This is a genomic window from Pirellulales bacterium, from assembly GCA_036499395.1.
Taxonomy (GTDB): Bacteria; Planctomycetota; Planctomycetia; order Pirellulales; family JACPPG01; genus JACPPG01.
This window is the reverse complement of the sequence record DASYDW010000063.1, coordinates 446,708-468,134: the sequence shown is the minus strand read 5'-3', so window position 1 is coordinate 468,134 and position 21,427 is coordinate 446,708. Positions and strand designations below refer to the sequence as shown.

The following is a 21,427-nucleotide window of genomic DNA, read 5'->3' as shown; positions in this document are numbered from 1 at the left end:
AACAGCGGCAGGCTTTGGTGGCAGGCTCGGCCGATCGGTCCGCAAAAAAGGGCGCGGACCCCGGCGAGCGGTTCGGCGGGTCTTCTGCCCGTTAGTGTAACGGGCCGGCCAAGGGGAAGCAAAGTCGAGGGGACCGTAAGAACTGCAAGGCCCAGACATCCCGGTTCGTGTCTGGCTGCGATATCTACTTCTGCGGTTCGTCACGACTGACGACTAAAACCCTAACGGGCCGCTTTTCTTCGGAGAAGGTCAATCCTGTCTGAGCCGCAAAATTTGCCATTACCAATTGAGGGTTGCGGTCTTCGGCAATGGTGGCCTTCGTCCTCACATTCCGCTGATGAAGGTACCAGGTGAAGTCATTTGTCGGCGGCTCGGGCAGATCAGAAACGACCGGCATCGCGATCCATCGCCCCAGCCAATCCAACATTTCGGAAAAGTCGCCTGAGCCTCCGCCGGCACCGCTGTTGGGCACCGGATCTTTTGCAAAGATATGAATCGTGTCGGGTCGAGATTTCGTGTCACCCACAAGGCGCGCCCGTTTCTCGTCGAGCGGCTTGAACTTGTATTCCCCCTTGAGGACGAAAGCTTGGCGCTCTTGCTCTCGAAACGTTAGGCGGATCGGCAAATCGATGTCGCGCCGCAATATCTCTTCGAGTTGCTTGATGAGCCGAAAATCCTTCGTGCCAACTCGGACAATCCAATCCCCACCAATTTGCTTCCCTAAGATTTCGGCCGGCCCCTCGACCATCTGATCTTTGACGTCCGCGACGAAATCGAAGAGTCCGCGCAGGTCATGGCCGCCGAAATTCATGGAGTGTTGCCTGAGGCCGCCGTCGCGATCGCTCCAATAGAACATCATCGATGTTGGCGGGTCATTGATGGCTGCCGCCTGGTGAGGATGAACTTCACGATAATATTTCGCGCGAATCGGATCGAACGGTGGCGCAATTCGCTTTAGGTCTTCCCCCTCGGCCAGCGCGTAGCCGTGCTCTTCGGCCATTTGGATAAGAAGGGGCTTCTTGCTCTTGGGCTTACCGCGAAGGTTATCAGACTCGGCAGCGTCTTTTTCGTTTGGGGTGGGGTTAGCCGGCTCGACGGCGAATGTCGAATGCAGGATCAAAAGAACGATGACTGCGGGTGAGGCCAATCTCAGGACCCTAAGACGGTGCCTTTGCATGATGCGGGCCTCTGCGTGCTTGAGCGGATGATGTTGCCGGATCGAGCAGTATCAACTTAACGGAGATTTTGCCGAAAAACTCCTGCATACACGAAATCGCTCGCCCAATTATGCCCGTTGCTGCGGACGGGCGGGAACGGGCTACGGCTTGGCTCGCGGTCCGTTTCGATCTTGATGTACCGGCCCACGGTCCGGCCAACCCTTGCTTTTTGCCCCGACTTCGCCGTTGATATAGGGAACGCCTTTCTTCCGGAACACAGCTCGGGCTCGCTGCGTATGTCCACGGTCCGCTCCTCGCAAATCTCGGCGCTCGCGAAAAAGATCATCGCCAACGTCGAGAAAGTCATCATCGGCAAACGGCAAGAGGTCGTGCTGGCCCTGGTCAGCTACTTCTGCGAAGGGCATGTTCTGCTGGAAGACGTGCCGGGCGTAGCCAAGACGATGCTCGCGAGGGCGCTGGCCAAAAGCGTCGGCTGCAGTTTTAAGCGCGTGCAATGCACACCCGATTTGCTGCCGAGCGATATTACCGGCGCGTCGATCTTTAATCAGAAGGCGGCCGAGTTCGAATTTCGCGCGGGCCCCATCTTTTCGCAAATCGTGTTGGCCGACGAAATCAACCGCGCCACGCCACGGACGCAGGCCGCGCTGTTGGAAGCGATGGCTGAGCGGCAGGTCACGGTCGACGGTACGACGCACCGCCTGGCGGCGCCGTTCTTCGTGATTGCCACACAGAATCCGATCGATCATGAAGGGACGTTTCCCCTGCCCGAGGCGCAGCTTGACCGCTTTCTGGTGCGTCTCTCGCTCGGATATCCTGGCGCGGAAGAAGAAGTCAAGATGCTCGAGCGTCTGCAGCGCGGGCATCCGATCGACGACTTAAGTGCGGTCGCCACGGTCGACGAGGTGGTCGCTTGCCAGCAAGCGGTGCGCGAAGTTTATATCGACGAAAAGCTGCGCAATTACATTGTCGAGCTGGTCCGCGCCAGTCGCGAGCATGACGACGTCTTGCTCGGCGGCAGCCCGCGGGCCTCGATGGCATTGTTGCGCACGGCACAATCGTTATCCGCCGTGCGTGGGCATAATTTCGTACTGCCGGACGATGTGAAGCGCATGGCCCCGGCTGTGCTATCGCATCGCTTGATCTTGCGTCCGGAGAGCCGGTTGCGAAAGGTCACCGCGGCTACGGTCGTGGCGGAAATTCTAGACGATGTCGCCGTCCCCATGATTGGCAATGAAGGGGGCCGGTCGTGAGATGGTATCTGGCCGCCGCGTTTCTGATGCTGTGCGCTTTGGCCTTTCAAATGGGGCTGTTGGCATACGCGATGTACGTGCTGCTGGCGATTCTGATTTCGAGCCGGGTGCTGGCCCGAATTTGGATCGAAAGTCTCTCGGCCAGTCGCGAGTGCAATCGGCTGTCCGCCGAGATTGGCGAACGCGTGGCCGTGGCCGTCACGATCAAGAATAACGGCCGGCTGCCGATTCCGTGGGTCTTGATCGAAGACATCTTGCCACGCGCGGCGCTGGTGCAGCGCCCCCCGCGGCTGCGCGTGACGGGGCGGCGCATGTCGATCTCGATGATTCGTGGCCAGGGGCGCAAGACGGTGCTGTACCAGTTGGATTTTGCGATGCGCGGTTACTACCAGATCGGGCCGTGCCTGCTCGAGAGTGGCGACCTGTTCGGACTGCATCGGCGTTTTCGCGTCGCCAGCGACCCGCATTTCGTGATCGTTTATCCGAAGGTCATTCCGCTGATGGGCTTTGATATCGCCTCGCGCCGGCCGATCGGCGAGGTGCGCATGACGCACCGGCTGTTCGAAGACCCGACGCGCATCGCAGGCGTGCGGCTCTACCAGGCCGGCGACGCGTTGAACCGAGTGAATTGGCATGCCACGGCCCGCACAGGCGCCCTGCATAGCAAAGTTTATGAACCGTCGTGCATTGCGGGGGCGACGATCCTGCTGGACTTCAATCGCAGCTCGTTTCCCGCGCGCAACGAACCGGTGCGATCCGAGTTGGCGATCACCACCGCGGCATCGCTCGCGAATGCCGTCTATCAATTGGGCCAGCAAGTCGGCCTGATTACTAATGGGCGTGACGCGGTGGATCGGATCCGTCAAGAAGGCTGGGAACACGAATACCGCACGCGCTCGTCAGCCAGGCAAAGCGGTAGCATGACCGAAACCAGCGACCGTTTACGGCCCCTGGTGGTGCCGACCCGGCGCGGCCCTGAACAGTTCCGCAGCATCCTCGAAACGTTGGCGCGCGTGGAAATGACCGATGGGCTCTCGTTCGCACAATTGGTCGCCGAGTCCACGGCGCGGTTGCCGGCCGACTCTTCGGTCGTGGCGGTGCTGGGCGAAGTCTCGCCCGACGTGGCCTGGACGCTCGGCAATTTGCGCCGCCGCGGATACGCGGTCACGGCAGTGCTGGTGATGTTTGACGAGTACGAATCGAGCGAACACCTGGGCCGGCTAATCGCGGAGAATCTCGACGCCCGACTGGTCACGAGCGAAGAATCTTTGTCCGTGTTGTGTCAGCAACAATTGGCCCGCTAAAGCTTCGAGACCCACGGAATGTCCGATTCGCGACCACAGCCGACGTTGATCGATTACGTGGCAATCGCGATCAGCCCGGCGCTGATCATCTTGCTCGTCGGCAGCCTGGCCTTCTTTTTACTGATGGTGTTTTACGCCGGCGCGTACGAAGGGCGCCTGTTCTGGACGACCGGTTGCTTTGTCTTCGCGGCCGTGCTGATCAGCCGCGTCTCGATTGTCGAAGGGGCCGAACGCGCCAGCCTATTCGGTATCGCCTTGGGCGCGGTCGCGGCGCTGGCCATGATGCGCTTCACGAATCATCCGTGGTGGGCGTGGCTTGTGTTGGGGATCATCTGGTGGTGCGCGAGTCATCTGGTCTGGAATTGCACACTGGTCGATGACGAGGACGACGCATCAGGCGAAGGACTGCTCGAGGCCGCGGGCTTCGATGCGGCTCTCTCGACCGCCGAGGCAGCGCCACCGAAGCCAAGCCCGCGACTATCGTCGGCCGCGCGCCGTACCAAGCAAGAAGAAGCGAAGCGTGAAGAAGCGTCGGCCTCGGCCACTACCAAGACAAACGCGGCTGCGCCACAACCGTGGATCAAGCGAGCTTACGCCTGGTGGCAACGGAGCGCCAGCCGGAAGGCGCCGCCTGGATTGACGCTGATCTACTTTTCGCTCGCCGCGCTCCCTCTTTTCGGCCTCGGCCAGCACTTCGTGCCGAGCGACGAAAGGCTGTACGCCTTTCAATGCCTGTTGATTTACGTCGCGAGCGCGCTTGGGCTATTGATCACGACCAGCTTCCTGGGGCTGCGACGCTATTTGCGGCAGCGACGATTGGAAATGCCGCTGGAAATGGCTGGCACCTGGTTGGGCATGGGGGCCGTGCTGGCCGGCGTGGTGATTCTTCTGGCCATGCTCATTCCACGCCCGCAACCGGAATATGCGATCTCGTCAGTGACGGGCATGCTCAGTTCTCCACCGCGCGACGCTTCTTCGTACGCTCCGCTGCACAACAGCCCCGGCCAGGGCGAATCAAACTCATCGGCAGCGCCGAACGACCAAACAGCACCGACGGATCCAACAGCGCCCGAGAATCAAACAACGCCGAACGGCAGCTTATCCTCGGCCAGCGCACCGAAAGGTTCGCAGCAGTCATCGGAAACTGATCCTGCGGCACAATCAGCGCAGTCGCCCAAGGGCGAGCAGACGCCTGCCGGGCAACAAAACTCGGGCGGGCAGTCGCAACAGGCGCAACAGGGCGAGCCATCTCAACAGAGTGAGCAAACGCAGCAGGGCGAAAGATCGCAATCCGGCTCGGAAGGAGAGCAAGGGCAGGGATCCCCTTCGCAGCAGGGCGATTCTCAGTCGAAAGGTGGCGGCCCGAGCGAAAAGCAACAAACGAGCGCTCAGGGCCAGCAACAGTCGTCCCCGTCGTCACAGGACCAGCAGAATCAGCAACAGCAGCCGCGCTCGCAAGGCGATCGGCAAGCCAACCAAGCAAAAGGCACGCAACAGCAGCAACAGGCCGATCAACAACAATCCCGCCAACAATCGGACGACCAGCAGCAAGAAGGCCAGCAGCAGGATCAGCAGCCTGGTACTGAGAAAAAGCAGTCCGACCAACAGGTCTCGCAAAACCAAGAACAGGACTCGTCATCCAGCAGAGAGAGCGGGGAAAAGCAGTCCGAGCAACAATCGTCGCAAGACGATAGTAAATCCCGCGACGCGATGACTTCGAAGATGGCCCAGGATCTTGCCAAGCATCATCAGCAGTCGCCGACGCTGCGACCGCCACCGCTCGGCACAATGGCCGGCCTGCTGTGGCTGCTGAAAATGCTGGTCTACGCGGTCATCGGCCTAGCGCTCGTTTATGGCGTGATCCGTTATTGGGCCAACGTAATGGCCTTCTTGATTGCTGCTTGGAAAGAGTTGACGGCTCTTTGGAGCAGTATCTTTGGCCGCCGTGCTCAAACCACCGCCGAAGATGTCGATGCATCGGCGCCGCGCAAGGTAACCCGCCCGTTCTCGACGTTTGCCGATCCTTTTGCCAGCGGGGCCGCGGCCCGGCATCCGCCGCATGCAATCGTGCAATACAGCTTCGAAGCGCTCGAAGCCTGGGCGGCCGACCATGATGCGGCGCGGCTGGCGGAAGAGACGCCGCTGGAGTTCACAGCACGGCTGGCGTCGGCCCATCCGCCCTTGGCCGAAGGAGTTCAAGAGTTGGCCAGCCTGTATGCACGGGTCGCTTATGCGCGGCAATCGCTGGCAGGAGAGAAACTCGACGGCGTCAAACGATTGTGGATCGTGCTGCGAAATACAGCGGCGCGGACCGTTACCGCCTGACGCAGCACAGCCTACCACGCAAGATCAAGAAGTCTGCGCCGCATAGCGCTCGGCGTATTCGATGATCCACAAATCGATCGTATGCCGATAGTTGGCCAGGTCGACTTCCCAAATCCGTTGGTAGTGCGTGCGGTTGAAGATTTCCTTGTTGGAGATCGTCCCCTTGGCCGTTAACTCGACGACGTGCGACGAGGAGTAGGGGCGAATCGCGACTTCCAACCGGCTGAACGAATTGCCGCCGCGCCGCACGTCATCGCGGCTGATCCCGGCACCCCAGCCCCGTTCGCCGGATAGCGACTCGTAACGAAAGCCCAGAAAATGGTCGGGCAACCGGCGCACGGCCTGCTCGATGTGCTCGGACAGCTCGAGGCGATATTGCGAGTGCAGCCGGCGTAGCTCGTCCTCGCTGACCGCCTCGCGCGCCGCGCTATTGGCCTTGGCCGCGTGCTGACGCTCACCGCGAGATATGGCCTCTTTCAATCGCTCGTCGAAATCCATGCGGCCGAATCATCCCCGAAACTGATTTTGCGTTTGTCGTCGCTGCGCCAGGAAAATTAGTTCTGCGTCGATTCCGGCGAAGGTTCGTCATCCTGCCGCTTCATCTCGATGAACTGCTTCAAATCGCCAAACGTGCGCATCGGGGCGCGACCATCGGCCATGTCTTTCGTCAACGGAACCACGGGGCGCGGCTTCGGCTTGGGACGCGGCGGCGTATGCGGCTTCTGCTGCCGGTCCGAGCCACGATCCGGGCGCGCCGAACGTTGACCACCGGGACGTCCGCCACCGCCACTGCGCTGCTGTTGCTGACCGCCGGATCGCTGGGCCGGTGCGCCGGCGGCGGCACCCTCGGGCCGGCGCCGCTCGGGACGCGGTGCGCGGCGCTCTTCGACGCGCCGCGAGGCCGGATCGATCAGCGTCAGCGATACGCGGCGACGCTCTTTATCGACCGCCATGACCCACACGGTGACGATGTCACCGACGCTGACGCAATCATGCGGATCCTGGATGAACTTCGCCGCCAATTGGCTGACGTGTACCAGGCCGGTATCCTTCAGCCCGATGTCGACGAACGCGCCGAAATCAACGACGTTCAGCACCGTTCCCATCAGCTCCATGCCGGGAGCGAGGTCGTCCAGCTTCAAAATGCCTTTTTTGAAAATCGGCTTGGGCAACGATTCGCGCGGGTCGCGACCGGGTCTGGTCAATTGGCCGACCATGTCCGCTAGCGTCAGCGCGCCGACGTGGACGCTTTTCGCCAGCTCGGCGAAATTCGCGCCGGCAAATCGTTCGGCTAACTCCGCGTCTTTCGTTTTGTCAGCGAGGTCGGCAGGCTGATAGCCGAGCTTCTCGAGCAGTTGGCTGGCCGCGGGATAGCTTTCGGGATGAATCCACGTCGCATCGAGAGAATTGTCACCGCCGGTAATCTTCAAGAAGCCGGCCGCCTGTACGAAGGCCGCTTCGCCGAACCCCAATACCGAGCGAAGCTGTGCCCGGCTCGTAAAGGGCCCGTTCGTCACGCGATACGTCACTAATCGCTGGGCCGTCAACTGATTCAGTCCCGAAACGTATCGCAACAGCGCCGAGCTGGCCGTATTCAAGTCAACGCCGACGAAATTGACGCACGACTCGACCACGCCGTCCAGCGAATCGCGCAGGTGCTTCACCTTGACGTCGTGTTGATACATCCCGACGCCGATATTGGCCGGATCGATTTTCACCAGTTCCGACAGCGGGTCCTGCAGCCGGCGGCCGATACTGATCGCGCCGCGCAGCGTCGCGTCGTATGACGGAAATTCCTCGCGCCCGATCTGGCTCGTGGAATAGACGCTGGCCCCCGCCTCGTTGACGATGGCGTACGAGATATTTTCCGCGGCCAGTTCGCCGGCCAAAAGTTCGCTGACCCATTGCTCGGTCTCGCGACAGCCGGTGCCGTTGCCGATGGCGATGGCCGTCAAGTGATGCTCGCGCGCGATCGCGACGACTCGGTTCTTGGCCTCGGTGCGGCGCTCTTCGCTGCCCACCAGGTGAACGACACCGTGGTCCAGCAGGTTGCCGAACTCGTCGAGCGCCGCCAGCTTGCAACCGCTTTTGAAGCCTGGGTCGAGCGCCAACACGCGACATTCACGAATCGGCGGCTGTAACAGCAGCTTCCGCAAGTTGCGAGCGAACACCTCGACGGCGTGTGTTTCGGCTCGATCGGTCAGCTCGCGCCGCACCTCGCGCTCCAGGCTGGGCAGGATCAATCGTGCCAGTGCGTCGCGGGCGACGCCGCGCAAGAAATCGGCATGCGGCGTGGCTGTGTCGAGAACTAACTCGTCCAGGACGCGATGCATCGCCTCGATATCAACATCGACTTTAATGCGCAGGAATTTTGCGCGCTCGCCCCGGTTTAACGCCAACACCCGATGCGGCGGAATTTTCGATAGCGCTTCGCTGTAGTCGAAGAAATCGCGAAACGCGTGACCGTCACGATTTCCTTTATTCTTCTTGTTTTTCGCCGCGGCCGGTGTCGGGGTCTCGGGCTTTGCCGCGTCGGCCGTCGGCTCGGTCACGGCCGGGGCAGGTGGCGCTTCCTTCGACTCCGGTTCGACGCTGCTGCTGACAAGCCGGCCCGTCTCTTCGAGAATCGTTCGCAGCCGTCCGCGCAGGTCCGCGCGCTCGCTGATCATCTCGGCCAGAATGTGTCCCACGCCCAACAGCACATCGCCGATATTCTGCAACTGACGATCGGGGTTTACGAAGTCGGCCGCGCGGGCGTCGAGATTTTGGCACGCTGGATCATTGGCGAGGATCTCATTCGCGAGCGGCTCCAGCCCCCGGCCGCGCGCCGCAGTGGCCAGCGTTTGCTTCTTGGGCTTGTACGGAAGATATAAATCTTCCAAACGCTTCATCGTGTCGGCCGCTTCAACCAGCGCGGTTAACTCGGGCGTGGTTTTTCCCTGCGATTCGATCGAACGCAAGATCGTTTGTTTGCGGTCGGCCAATTGCCGCAGCTTGACGACGCGCTCCTGAATCGCGCGAACTTGCTCCTCATCCATCCCGCCCGTCTGATCTTTTCGATAGCGGGTGATGAACGGGATTGTGTTGCCACTGTCGAGCAAATCGACGACGGCGGCAACGCTATCAATGCGGAGCTTGAGAGTCTCGGCGACTTGGCCGATATCGAGATCGATCGTAGAGATCATGAGCTGTGCGTGTCCCTCGCGTTGGCATGAACTGCAACGCAAGGCTCCTGCGGATAAGACCTTACTCGTTTCGCAATCTAGGAACGGCTGCGATCGGTGTCAAGCCGCGCAGCCTTTACAAATTCGCCTAACCTGCCTGCCCGCCGCCGCTACACAGCGCACTCGCTGCATTCTCATCGTCGGTCTAACGACCGTCGCCAGCAGGTTGCTGGGAAAAAAACGAATTTTCCGCCAAATAGAGCAAACCCACAGAACACTCGTGGCCGATACTCATCAACGTTCCAGGGTGGGCGCAAACCAGCGCGTGTGGGTATTCCACGCGCTCGACGTCGGGCGATAGCGGTGCCTCTCGACGCTCGTCCCCAGGATCCGCGACGTAAGGAAGCGTCTTCATGCCACGTAGCCAATTGCGCGTCTATTTCGGCCCTGATTCCTCGACCGCCACGGCTCAGAGGTCTCAGGAACACTCGATCCAAGTCCGGTTGGGCGAAATCTTTCCGCTGCTGGCGGACGCCGTTCGCAGCGAGCGCACCTGGCTGCGAGATTTCGAGGATGACGAGATAACGATCTCGACCGACCTTTACGAAGTCATCCTGGCTTACCAGCATTGCCGTCGTCCGAGCGCCTAATCGCCGTCGACGCAGCAATCACGACTCACCACCGAGCGCCTCCGGCGTTCGGTTTTTTATTGCGCCCACGCTCAGTCGCAACTTTAGGCAATTTGCACGCCCCGCACCGCCGCTTCGACATCGGCAAAGCATGCGACCACGGAATCCAGCCGCGTCGTTCGCAGTACTTCGGCGCACAGCGGCTGCACACCGCACAGCACTAGTTTCCCCTCGCGAGCTTTGACCCGCTTCCACGCGCGAAAGATCACCTCGATGAATGCCGAGCCCAGGTAGGCTGTCTTCGACAAATCCAGTACCACGAGCGCCGGCTCGACGGTTTCCGCGTGCTCGAGCAGCATGCTCTGCGCCGCGTCGAATTTGGCCTGATCGAGCGCCTCGTAAGCGGTATCCAGCGCGATCACCGATACGTTTTGGTGGCGCGCGATATCCATGAGGCAACGAAATCACTGGAAGATTCCGTGTTACTGCTCGGCCGAGACTTCGGCCTTCGAGCTTTGCACGGCCCCCTGATCGACTGAGTCTATGCCGCCCCCGAGCGAGCCACAAGTAGCACCGCCGCGCCGTGCAGGCGAACGGCAAAGTCGAGCATCTGCGCGGCGTCTTCTGAAGCTGGCCTCTTCGAGGACGGGACCTCACACAGTGTCGCTCCGGGGGTCGCAGACCCCCGGCTACAGTCAGTGCAGATCTGCTGGTGCGCCGCGGCGCTCGGGGACGGGCGGTGGCCGATCGGCTACGCGCCGCGCATCGGCGGTGTGTATAATCAGAGGTGTAATCGCCGGAAGGTGCGCAGGCGTTCAACGATGGCTGCCGCCCGCCCCCCGCCGCATCCGCAGGTTCTGTCGCAGCCACGTCCCGAAGCAGGCATTGTCTTGAGCGATACGGCACCGCAGCGCGAACCTCCCGCGCTCGATACTGTGGGGGGCATCACGGATACTTGGAACGCCGATCGGGCCAGCGACTTGATCGCCATGATCAAGGAGTCGGCCGACAAGCTCGCTGCGGATCGCACGAGCCGTGGCGATTTGAAGATCCTCAGCCGCGCCTTGCGCGAGCTGCGCTGGGCCTTCAAGGTTTTTTCTCCCTACCGCTCGCGCCGCAAGGTTACAGTCTTCGGCTCGGCGCGTACCCGTCCCCACGAAGCCACGTTCCAGCAGGCGGTCGACTTCGGCCGCGAAATGGCCGCCCGCAGTTGGCTGGTCGTCACCGGTGCCGCCAGCGGCATCATGGAGGCTGGGCATCAGGGCGCGGGGCGCGAAAACTCGATGGGGCTGAACATCATGCTCCCCTTCGAGCAATACTCGAATCCCGTCATTGCCGGCGATCCGAAGCTCGTTTATATGAAGTATTTCTTCACGCGCAAGTTGATGTTCGTGAAAGAGTGCGACGCCGTCTGCCTGCTGCCAGGTGGATTCGGCACGCTCGACGAGGGATTCGAAGTCCTCACGTTGCTGCAAACCGGCAAGCGCGACATCGTCCCCGTCGTCTTCCTGGACGAGAAGGGGGGCAACTTCTGGTCCGACTTCGACGAGTACATCAAGCGCCGCCTGCTGGGGCACGGCATGATTTCGCCCGAGGACCTGTCGTTGTACATGATGACCGACAGCGTCGACGCCGCCGTCCGCGAAATCGACCAGTTCTACCGCGTCTATCACAGCATGCGGTACGTGAAAAACAAGCTCGTGGTGCGTCTGAGCCAGACCCCCACGGCTGAACTGTTGGACAATATCAACGCCGAGTTCAGCGATATCCTGGTCGATGGGCAATTCACCGTTGGCGCTGCCCTGCCGGATGAAAAGGACGAACCACAGCTATCTCCCCTCCCGCGACTGATCTTCCGCTTTAATCGGCGCAGCTTGGGCCGCTTGCGACAACTGATCGACGCCCTGAACCGGGGCGCGGTCACAAAACGATCGTAGCGCCAGGCGTACGAACCAGTTGTGGGGCCGGTGTATCTTAGCGCCGCGCTCTCTGCGGAGGCCTTCCCGGCTCCCTTGCAGCCGCCTCGGCATCCCACGATCCCCCCGCCAGGCCTTCCTCCCACGCATCAACACATAAACGCGCTTTCAAAAATCATTGCAATCATCCGGGGGGAATGCGATAATCCGGGCTCCCGCTAGTTACCTGCCCGCACCCCGCCTCGATTAAAAGCTCACGGGAGGAGCCATATGACTCCAGCGACCGTGTTTTCCCGCGCTGTAGTGTTTTTCTGTGTCGGCGTTTTCGCCTTCGGATGGTCCGTCCCGTCGGCATGTGGTGAAGAAATCGCCACGGCCACTCCCGCGAAGCCGGCCGCTACGCCGATTCCCGCGGCGGACCTGGGCGCCGCGACTGAGCTATCGTTCTCGACCGGCAATAATCTATTGTTGCGCGGACGGGATGCGCAGCGCCAACTCGCTATCACGGCCAAGTACGCCGGCGGCGGAACCCGCGACGTCACGCGGCAGATCACGTACCAGTCCAATCCGGCCGGCATTGTCAGTGTCGACAGCACCGGACTGGCCACTCCCTTGGCCGATGGTCAAGCAAAGATCACGGCCGTCGGGCCCAATGGACTGCAATCGACGGCCGACGTGACGGTCGATCATTTTGTCGACGATCCGCAAATCAATTTTCCGAATCAGGTCGTGCCGATATTTACCAAGCTCGGCTGCAATAGTGGCGGCTGCCACGGTAAGGCCAGCGGTCAGAATGGCTTCAAGCTGTCGCTGCTCGGTTTCGAGCCAGGTGAAGATTACGAGCACCTGGTGATGGAGGCTCGCGGCCGGCGTCTCTTTCCGGCCGCGCCCGATCGTAGCCTGCTGTTGACCAAGCCGATCAATGCGATTCCGCACGGCGGTGGTCAGCGTCTGGACCGCGACTCGCTCGAGTACCGGCTGCTTAAGCGGTGGATCTCGCAAGGCATGCCCTACGGGAAGGACACCGACCCGAAGGTGGCCAGCATCGAGGTACTGCCCAGTCACGCCGTGCTATCGCGTCAGGGTGAGCAACAGATCGCGGTCGTAGCGCATTACACCGACGGCACGGTCGAGGATGTAACACGCCTCGCACAGTTCGACCCGAACGACACGGAAATGGCCGAGGTTTCGCCGCTGGGTTTGGTGAAGACCCTCGACCTGACGGGCGACGTAGCCGTGATGGCCCGCTATCAGGGGCACGTTGGTGTATTTCGCGCGAACGTTCCATTGGGGGCCAGCGTCGACAGTCTGCCTCCTTCGAAGAACTTCGTCGACGATGCCGTCTTCGCCAAGCTGAAAACTCTGGGCGTACCGCCGTCGCCGGTTTGCGATGACGCCACGTTCCTGCGTCGCGTTTCGGTCGATATTGCCGGCCGGCTGCCGACGTTGGAAGAGTCCCGCGCCTTTCTGGCTGACCAGGATCCGGCCAAACGCGATCGGGCGATCGACCGTTTGCTCGATAGCGCGGAATATGCTGACTACTTCGCTAATAAATGGACCGCGGTGCTGCGAAACCGCCGGCAAAATCCCAATTACATGCGTGGCACGTACGCGTTCCACGATTGGATTCGCGAGAGCCTGTACATCAACAAGCCGTACGACCAGTTCGTGCGCGACATTCTGACCGCGTCGGGCGATGTCGGCGAAAATCCGCCGGTTGCCTGGTATCGCGAAGTGAAAGATGCGAATCAGCAGGTCGAGGACAGCGCCCAGTTGTTCCTTGGCTTGCGAATTCAATGTGCCCGCTGCCACCATCATCCGTTCGAGGCCTGGAGCCAACGCGACTACTACGGTTTCTCGGCCTTCTTCTCGCAAGTAGCGCGCAAGCCGGGGGACCTGCCCGAAGAGCTGCGCGTTTACAGCAAGCGCGGCTTGGCTCGCGCGACAAATCCCAAGACGAACGAAAGCCTGGCGCCCACGGGCCTGGGGGCGAAGCCGAGCGACATCTCGGCCGAGCGTGACCCGCGCGAGGCGCTGGTGGATTGGATGGCTGACCCGCAAAACCCGTTCTTCGCCAAGTCGCTGGTCAATCGCTACTGGAAGCACTTCTTCAGCCGCGGCATCGTCGACCCCGAGGATGACATGCGGGTCACGAACCCGGCGTCGAACCCGGCGCTGCTCGACGCGCTGGCCAGCCATTTCATCAGTTCGCATTTCGACCTGAAGGATCTGGTTCGCACGATCTGCCGGTCGAATGTTTACCAGCTCAGCGCTCTGCCGAACGATTACAACCTGAACGACAAGCAGAATTTCTCGCGCTACTATCCGAAGCGTCTGACGGCCGAAGTGCTGCTGGATGCCTTGGACGGTGTGACCGCGGCGCCGAGTAGTTTCTCGGGCCTGCCGGCCGGCACCCGTGCGGTGCAGATTCCGGATACGGGCGTGAACTCGTACTTCCTCACCGTCTTCGGCAAGCCCGAGGCGGCCAGCGCCTGCGAATGCGAGCGCTCGCAAGAGGCGAACCTGGCGCAAAGCCTGCATCTGCTCAACTCGGCCGAAGTGCAGGGCAAACTGGCCAATGGCACCGGCCGGGCGGCACGGCTGGCGGCCGACGCCGGGCGCAGCGACGAAGAGAAAGTGCGCGAGCTGTATCTGTGCGTTTACGCACGCGAGCCCGCTTCGGACGAACTGGCCATCGCCACGGGGCACGTCGCCAAGAATCAGAACAAGCAGCAAGCCTATGAGGACATCCTGTGGGCTTTGGTTAATACCAAGGAATTCCTGTTCAACCACTAGAACCGCACGGCGCTTGCCCGGCCGGCGGTTCGCTGGAACTTGACCGGTCGGACGCTGCGGATCGCCGTGCAACCTTGGCTCGGCAGTGGATTTCTGGCCACTCGTGGGTCAGACTGTAAGGGTCGCGGCGGCCCCGGCCGTGCATCGCGACGCATGCTCGTCCTCAGACGAGTGTTGATTGGCAATGGCGGCATCCGTCGCTCCTCGCGGCGGATGCTGATAGCGCGGACCTGCCGAACGTGCCCGAGCAGATTGAAAGCCCGGCGCGTGACGGTTTCGTCCCGATGAATAGTCCCTCCAAGATACCTGCCCGAAAAATACAGGCCTGCCTCGAAGCCGAGGCCGGTCTGCTGACCAGCCTCCGGCGAGGACTCCACGATGGAGAATGTTCGAACCCGTGTTTCATTTCACAGGCGCACGCGCGCCTCGGTGCGAGTGCTTCGCTGCGTGCTCTTTGCCGCCTGGACGACGGTCGTCGCTGCACCGATTTTTGCGCAGCTCCCCGCGGCACAACTGCATGCCCTCTCGCCGGCGGGCGGTCGGCAAGGCACGATCGTCGACGTGAAGCTCGCGGCCGGCGTCGATATCGAGGGGGCCGATCGGCTGGTTTTCTCGCACCCCCATATCACGGCTGTGCAAAAGTCCAGGCCCGCGGGCCTTTTCGAAAAGGGGCAGCAACCGATCCCCAATGAGTTTACGGTCGCCATTCATCCGGATGTCCCGCCGGGCGTGTACGAAGCGCGCTTCGCGGGGCGCTTTGGCGTTTCGAATCCGCGCGCTTTCGTCGTAGGCAGCCTGCCCGAGCAGAGCGAACCGGCGGATAACCATACGGTCGACAAGGCCGCGGCGATCCCGTTGAACACGATCATCAATGGCACGGCCGACGCCACGGCCAATGACTTTTTCAAGATCGCGCTTAAGAAGGACGAGCAGGTCATCATTGACGTCTGGGCCGAGCGCATCGATTCGCGGATGGACGCGACGCTGGCGATTTACGACGCGACGGGCCGCGAGTTGGCCACGGATCGCGACACCAATCGGCGCGATCCATTGCTGGCCTTCACGGCGCCGGCCGATGGCGAGTATGTCATCAAGCTCTTCGATTTTTTGTATCGCGGCGGCAATGATCACTTTTACCGCTTACTCGTTTCGACCGGGCCGTATGTCGATTTCGTCTTTCCGCCTGTAGCCGTGCCCGGCACGAAAGCCTCGTTCACCTTGTACGGCAGTCATCTGCCCGGTGGTGAGAAGGTTGCGGGGCTGACGTCGCGCGGCCGGCCGCTCGAGAAGCTCACCGTGGAAATCGAGGCTCCGACGGGCTCCGCCACCGAAGAACTGGCCATCAGCAGCCTGGCCCGAGCGCAGGACGTGAACCTGGACGGTTTCGAATATCGTTTGACGACGCCCACCGGCAGCTCGAATCCGCTTCTGATCGGCTTTACCTCGGCCGCGGTCGTGGCCGAGCAGGAGCCGAACAACGATCCCGACAAGCCGCAAGCAGTGACCGCGCCTTGCACTTACGTTGGTCAGTTCACGCCGCGCGGTGATTACGACTGGATCTCGTTCGACGCCAAGAAAGGGGAGGCGTATTGGATCGAGGCGATCTCGCAGCGGCTGGGCTTGCCGACCGATCCTTACCTGCTCATTCAACGCGTCACGCGCAACGACAAAGGCGAGGTCCAGGCCACTGACGTGCAAGAGCTCGACGACACAGCCAAGGGCATCGGCATCGCCACGTTCAAGCCCGACAGCGACGATCCGGCCTATCGCTTCACGGCTCCCGAGGATGGTACGTATCGCATTCTGATTCGGGATTTGTACGCCGGATCGCGCGGCGACCCGCGGCTGGTGTACGCCTTGGCGATTCGCAAAGCCGCGCCCGACTATCGATTGGTCGCTGTGCCTGCCTACCATGCGAACCTCACGGCTCCGGCCGAATCTCAGCCGGGCAACCCGCTGCTACGGCGTGGCGGAACGGAAATGATCAACGTCGTTGCCCTGCGCCGCGATGGCTTCGACGGTGAAATTCCGCTCGCGGTCGAAGGCCTGCCGGCGGGCGTTACGGTCAGTAAATCGCTCATTCCGGCCGGCCAGAATACGACGACCTTGGTGCTGCGAGCCAGCGACGAACAAGCCGCCTGGACGGGCGCGATTCATGTTGTCGGCAAGGCGCAAATCGAGGGCAAAGAAGTGCCCCGTGTCGCACGCCCGGCGTCGACCCAATGGTCGGTCGCGGCAACGCAATCGCCCGACTCGCGCGTGGCACGCGATCTGTGGCTATCGGTGATCGATCGCGACACGGCCCCCGTGCTGGTCGAGTTGGGCGAGGACAAGACATGGGAAATGTCGCGCGCCGGCAAGCTGGAAATTCCCGTCAAGGTCACGCGCCGCGGGGACATGAAGCAGCCGGTCACGTTGACCGCGATCGCGCTGCCGGCGAACGTGAAAGCGGCGCCGATCACCATCGCTCCCGAAGCGAGCGACGGTAAGCTCGTGCTCGAGATCGCCGACAAGGCCCGGCCCGGCCTTTACGACCTGCGATTGCAGGTCGGTGCCAGCGTTCCTTACCGGCGCGATCCTCAAAGCGCCGAAGCCGCGGCGACAATGCAAAAAGAGATTGACCGGCTGGCCGGCGAGATCACAGCCGCATCGCAAGCCGCGGAACAAGCGCGTCAGGCCGCCGAGAAGTCAGCAACCGATTCCGCTGCCGCAGCGAAACAGACCATCGAACTGGCCCAGGCCGAATCACAAAAACTCGTCGCGGCGACCGATGCCATGAAGGCCGCGCAGGCTAAGCTCGCGCAAGCGCGTGAGGCCGCGGACAAAGACTCGACGAATCAGGACCTGGTGCAAGCCAAGGATACCGCGGAGAAAGCGGCAGGCGAGGCGCAAACGCAGTTGCAGGCCGTTACGGCGACAAATGACGCCGCGCAAAAGGCAGCCGCCGAGGCCACGGCGAAATCGCAAGCGGCTGCCGCTGAAAAATCCGCACGTGACAAGGCCGCCGCCGACGCGGCCGCTAAGGCCAAGTCCGCCGCCGATGCCAAGACCGCTGCAGATAAACGGGCTGCCGACCTGGCGAAAGCTGCCGAGCCCAAGAACGTGAACATCTTCGAGACCTCGACATCGACGCAGGTGAAGATCACCGACGGACCGTTGTCGCTCGCTGTCACGCCATTGGCCGCGGCCGTGAAGCCAGGCACCACGACCGAGGTCCCCGTGACGCTCGGCCGGCTGTATGCCTTTGCCGAACCGATCGAGGTCGAACTGATCGTGCCTGAAACGGCCAAGGGACTGTCGGCCGCGAAGCTTGCGATCCCGGGCGATCAGGCGGCCAGTAAGTTCGCGCTGGTCGCAGCCGCCGACGCCGCGCCCGGCAAGCACGCCCTCACGGCCCGCACCAAATTCAAATTCGGCGGCGCCGATTTCCAGGTCGACGCTCCGCTCGCTGTGGAAATCGAGACGGCGAAATAATGACGCCCTTCAAGATTGTTTAAGCAGACTATCGGTAAAGCCATGCCTATCAGCCTCGTCCGATATACGGTCATCCCGCTTGCACTTTGCCTGACGGTGGTCGTCGCTGCCGCGCAAGCTGACGATGCCGTGAAGACAATTCCCATCGCTGAAATCAAGCGCGACGCGCCCGTTGATTTCGCGAAGGACGTGCAGCCACTTTTGAAGAAGCACTGCCTGGCCTGCCATAACTCGACGACGCACGAAGGAGGGCTAAACCTCGAAAGCCCGCAAACGATGCTCAAGGGGGGCGATTCGGGCCCGGCCGCCGTCGCGGGCAAGGGAGGCGAAAGCCTACTTTTGGATCGCGCCACAGGCAAGGCCGAGCCGCTGATGCCGCCTGAGGGAAACAAGGCCAACGCAGCGCCGCTGTCGAGCGAAGCGCTGGGGCTCGTCAAATTGTGGATCGACCAGGGGGCCACCGGCGCGACGTCAGTCGCCGAATCGATTGACTGGCAACCCTTGCCGCCGGGGGTGAATCCGATTTATGCCGTGGCGATTACGCCTGATGGGCAATACACCGCCTGCGGCCGCGCGAATCAGATTTTCGTCTATCACGCGCCGACGGGGCGCCTGGTTGGCCGACTGACGGATCCTGAACTGCTGCGGACCGGCATCTATCAGAAGCCAGGAGCCGCGGACCTCGACATAGTTCAGTCGCTAGCCATCAGTCCCGACGGCGGCACGCTGGCCTCGGGCGGTTATCGCACCATCAAGCTGTGGAGCCGGCCGCGCAATGTTCGTTCCTACACGCTGGAAGCTGTCGCGCCAGAATCGGTCACCGTGCTGACCACGAGTGCCGACGGCAAGCTTCTGGCCACCGGCGGAAACGATGGGCAAGTGAAGCTTTGGGACGCGGCTACCGGCGCGCCGGCACGCACCATCGCGGCGCATGCTGCGCCGATCACTGGCCTGGTGTTTTCAGCCGACGGCAGCCGGCTGTTTTCCAGTTCGACTGACAAGACGATCCGCGCCTGGCAAGTCACTGACGGCGCGGCGCTCGGAGGCGTCAATACGCCCGCGGCCGTGAGCGCTGTGGCCCTGGTCAGCGATGGAGCACAAATTGCGGCCGGCGGCGCTGACAATTTGATCCGCGTATGGGATATCGCCGCGGCCACGGCCCAACAGATCGCCGACGCCGCGCCCCTCATCACACTTACCGGTCACGAGCAACCCGTAACGGCGCTGGCCAGCGTGACTGGCATGCCGGCGCGAGTTTTCTCGGGCAGCGTTGATGGCTCCGCACGGCTGTGGAATCTGGCCGACGGCAAAGTGCTGCACAAGCTGGATCACTGCAGCGCGGTCACGGCCGTGGCTGTGCGCCCGGATGCTGCCCGGTTTGCGACGGCCGGAGTCAATGGCATTGCCCGGCTGTGGAACGCCGCCGACGGCAAGATGCTGGCCGAGATGCGTGGTGATGTGACGACGCAGCTAAATGTGGCGAACGTCGAACGCACGATCGCGGGTCGACAGCGCGATGTCGCCTACCTGACGGCGGCGGTTGGTACGGCCGAGAAAGCCGCGGCCTCGGAAGCCGAGGGTGTGAAGAAGAGCATGGAAGCGATCACCGCGGCCGAGAAAGCGGTCGCGGAAAAGATTGAGGCCGCGAAGAAAGCCGAAGAAGAAAAAGTGGCCGCCGACAAAGCATCGACCGAGGCCGCGGCTGCGGCCAAAGCCGCGGAAGACGCCAAGGCTGGCGCCGACAAAGTAATTGCCGACGCCGAAGCCGCGGCGAAGTCGATCGCGGAAATGGCCGCCCAGGCCAAGGCTGCGGCGGACGCCCTGCCGGCGAATAAGTTCTTGGCCGATGCCAAGGTCGCTGGCGAGAAAGCCTCGGCCGAAGCCGTTGCTAAAATCACCGCGACGAAGGAAGCCAAGGTCGCGGCAGAAAAAGCCGTGGCCGAATCGCCGGCCAAGCTCAAGGCCGCCACCGACGCCGTGGCGGCAAAAGCCAAGGCGGCGACCGACGCCGAGGCAGCTCGGAAGCAAGCCGAGACTTCGAAGACCGCGGCCGATCAGGCGCTCGTGGCGGCGAATGCGGCTACGAAACGGGCCACGGATGCGGTGCCCGTCGCCAAGTCCGCTCAAGAGGCCGCGGAAGCCTCGCTCAAGCAATCGCAGGCCGAACTCGAAACCGCGAAGCAAACGGCCGTGGCCAGCGAACAGCCAATCCGCACGGTCGCCTTCGCGCCTGACAATCTGCAATTGGCCACCGGGGGCGACGATCGCCTGGTGCATTTGTGGAGCGCCGAGACCGGCGCCCCGTTCGAAACATACGCCGGGCACGCCGCGCCGATTCTCAATCTCGGCTTCGCCAGTGCCGGGCGAGTCGTTTCCGGTGGCGCGGACAAAACCGCCGCCGCCTGGGAATTGCATCCGGCCTGGGTCTGGCAACGAACGATCGGCGGGGCGGAGAGTCCGCTCTTGGCTGATCGCGTCACGGCGCTCGATTTCAGTCCCGATAGCAAGCTGCTCGCAAGCGGTAGTGGCGAGCCGTCACGCAGCGGCGAGTTGAAGATCTGGAACGTCGCCGACGGCACCCTGGCCCGTGAGATCTCGGACGCCCACAGCGATACCATCTTCGGCGTCGACTTCTCGCCCGAGGGCAAGTACCTCGCCAGTTGCGGCGCCGACAAGTTCGTGAAGGTCTTCGACATCAACTCCGGCAAGCTCGTTAAATCGTTCGAGGGGCATACGCACCATGTGCTATCAGTCACCTGGCAAGCGCAGGGGCGCGTGCTAGCAAGCGGTGGCGCCGACAACGTGATCAAGGTGTGGAACTTCGAAACCGGCGAGCAGCAGCGAACGATCGCCGGCTTTACGAAGGAAGTGACGGCCGTGGCGTTCGTCGGCCCCGGCGATGAAGCGATCTCTTGCGCGGGAGATAAGCTGGTCCACCTACACCAGGTTGATAGCGGCAAGCGCGTACGCGACTTCGGCGGCGGCGCGGACTATATGTATGCCGCCGCGATCACGCCCGACGGCAAGTTCCTGGTCGCCGGGGGCCAGGACAGCGTTTTGCGGGCCTGGAACGCCCTGGACGCGAAGCCGGTCTACACGCTCGATGCGAAGCAGCCGTAAGTCTCGGCGCGGCTTTCGATTGCTTAGTGCAGGCAGAAATCTGTCGCCAGCCGATTTCGCTTGGGTGCTATCTGCTGCCCCTGGAGTAACAGGAACCGCTGATCCAGCTACGGCTTGCACAGCCGGTAGAAAATTGTCTGTGAAATCGCGCCCTCGCGAGAGCGAAAAACGATCGCTCTAGACCGTCAGGAGGGTTCCCGCAGACATCCTGTCTTTTCAAGGCGTGGGTTGCTTGCGCCGTCAAACTCATCGCAGTCGACTCATAATACGC

The 21,427-nt window shown here is 62.1% G+C and carries 12 protein-coding genes; 8 read left to right on the top strand and 4 right to left on the bottom strand.

Annotated elements, in window-relative coordinates; translation table 11 throughout:
- Positions 1–184: 184 nt before the first annotated feature.
- Positions 185–1,147 (bottom strand): hypothetical protein, encoded by a 963-nt coding sequence (locus tag VGN12_11135; protein HEY4309997.1) that lies wholly within the window; start codon positions 1,145–1,147, stop codon positions 185–187.
- Positions 1,148–1,453: 306 nt separating this feature from the next.
- Here VGN12_11135 and VGN12_11130 point away from each other — a divergent pair, with 306 nt between their 5' ends.
- The 3 genes from VGN12_11130 to VGN12_11120 are packed head-to-tail and all read left to right on the top strand — an operon-like array spanning position 1,454 to position 6,057.
- Complete coding sequence (locus VGN12_11130; protein ID HEY4309996.1) at positions 1,454–2,428, top strand: MoxR family ATPase; 975 nt, start codon at positions 1,454–1,456, stop codon at positions 2,426–2,428.
- Complete coding sequence (locus tag VGN12_11125; GenBank protein HEY4309995.1) at positions 2,425–3,732, top strand: DUF58 domain-containing protein; 1,308 nt, start codon at positions 2,425–2,427, stop codon at positions 3,730–3,732. Before VGN12_11130 ends, VGN12_11125 begins: the two co-directional genes overlap by 4 nt.
- 18 nt (positions 3,733–3,750) lie before the next feature.
- The gene (locus VGN12_11120; GenBank protein ID HEY4309994.1) at positions 3,751–6,057 is read left to right on the top strand and encodes a DUF4129 domain-containing protein; all 2,307 of its coding nucleotides are present in this window, start codon (positions 3,751–3,753) and stop codon (positions 6,055–6,057) included.
- A gap of 24 nt (positions 6,058–6,081) precedes the next feature.
- On the opposite strand, the gene VGN12_11115 is transcribed toward VGN12_11120, so the two are convergent.
- Positions 6,082–6,555 carry a hypothetical protein gene (locus VGN12_11115; protein HEY4309993.1) on the bottom strand — a complete coding sequence of 158 codons (474 nt, stop codon included), beginning with the start codon at positions 6,553–6,555 and terminating at the stop codon, positions 6,082–6,084.
- Positions 6,556–6,611: 56 nt separating this feature from the next.
- Complete coding sequence (locus VGN12_11110) at positions 6,612–9,242, bottom strand: Tex family protein (GenBank protein ID HEY4309992.1); 2,631 nt, start codon at positions 9,240–9,242, stop codon at positions 6,612–6,614.
- A 392-nt stretch (positions 9,243–9,634) separates the two neighbouring features.
- On the opposite strand from VGN12_11110, the gene VGN12_11105 reads away from it, so the two are divergent.
- Positions 9,635–9,871, top strand: a complete 237-nt coding sequence (locus VGN12_11105; GenBank protein HEY4309991.1) for a hypothetical protein — start codon at positions 9,635–9,637, stop codon at positions 9,869–9,871.
- 83 nt (positions 9,872–9,954) lie between these two features.
- Here the strand turns inward: VGN12_11105 and VGN12_11100 are convergent, their stop codons facing one another.
- Complete coding sequence (locus VGN12_11100) at positions 9,955–10,302, bottom strand: STAS domain-containing protein (protein ID HEY4309990.1); 348 nt, start codon at positions 10,300–10,302, stop codon at positions 9,955–9,957.
- A gap of 369 nt (positions 10,303–10,671) precedes the next feature.
- Here VGN12_11100 and VGN12_11095 point away from each other — a divergent pair, with 369 nt between their 5' ends.
- The 4 genes from VGN12_11095 to VGN12_11080 all read left to right on the top strand — a co-directional run bounded on the left by VGN12_11095 (position 10,672) and on the right by VGN12_11080 (position 21,156).
- Positions 10,672–11,787 carry a TIGR00730 family Rossman fold protein gene (locus tag VGN12_11095; protein ID HEY4309989.1) on the top strand — a complete coding sequence of 372 codons (1,116 nt, stop codon included), beginning with the start codon at positions 10,672–10,674 and terminating at the stop codon, positions 11,785–11,787.
- 249 nt (positions 11,788–12,036) lie between these two features.
- On the top strand, positions 12,037–14,562 hold the full coding sequence (locus VGN12_11090; GenBank protein ID HEY4309988.1) for a DUF1549 domain-containing protein: 2,526 nt from the start codon (positions 12,037–12,039) through the stop codon (positions 14,560–14,562).
- A gap of 429 nt (positions 14,563–14,991) precedes the next feature.
- Entirely contained in the window at positions 14,992–18,036 is a 3,045-nt protein-coding gene (locus VGN12_11085; GenBank protein HEY4309987.1) for a hypothetical protein, read from the top strand.
- Positions 18,037–18,078: 42 nt separating this feature from the next.
- Positions 18,079–21,156, top strand: coding sequence for a c-type cytochrome domain-containing protein (locus VGN12_11080; protein HEY4309986.1), 3,078 nt, complete (start codon positions 18,079–18,081; stop codon positions 21,154–21,156).
- The last annotated feature ends 271 nt before the right edge of the window (positions 21,157–21,427 follow it).

Coding starts and splice junctions, on each gene's coding strand:
- VGN12_11130 (HEY4309996.1), top strand. CDS start 1,454: ATGTCCACGGTCCGCTCCTCGCAAATCTCGGCGCTCGCGAAAAAGATC.
- VGN12_11120 (HEY4309994.1), top strand. CDS start 3,751: ATGTCCGATTCGCGACCACAGCCGACGTTGATCGATTACGTGGCAATC.
- VGN12_11115 (HEY4309993.1), bottom strand. CDS start 6,555: ATGGATTTCGACGAGCGATTGAAAGAGGCCATATCTCGCGGTGAGCGT.
- VGN12_11110 (HEY4309992.1), bottom strand. CDS start 9,242: ATGATCTCTACGATCGATCTCGATATCGGCCAAGTCGCCGAGACTCTC.
- VGN12_11105 (HEY4309991.1), top strand. CDS start 9,635: ATGCCACGTAGCCAATTGCGCGTCTATTTCGGCCCTGATTCCTCGACC.
- VGN12_11100 (HEY4309990.1), bottom strand. CDS start 10,302: ATGGATATCGCGCGCCACCAAAACGTATCGGTGATCGCGCTGGATACC.
- VGN12_11095 (HEY4309989.1), top strand. CDS start 10,672: ATGGCTGCCGCCCGCCCCCCGCCGCATCCGCAGGTTCTGTCGCAGCCA.
- VGN12_11090 (HEY4309988.1), top strand. CDS start 12,037: ATGACTCCAGCGACCGTGTTTTCCCGCGCTGTAGTGTTTTTCTGTGTC.
- VGN12_11080 (HEY4309986.1), top strand. CDS start 18,079: ATGCCTATCAGCCTCGTCCGATATACGGTCATCCCGCTTGCACTTTGC.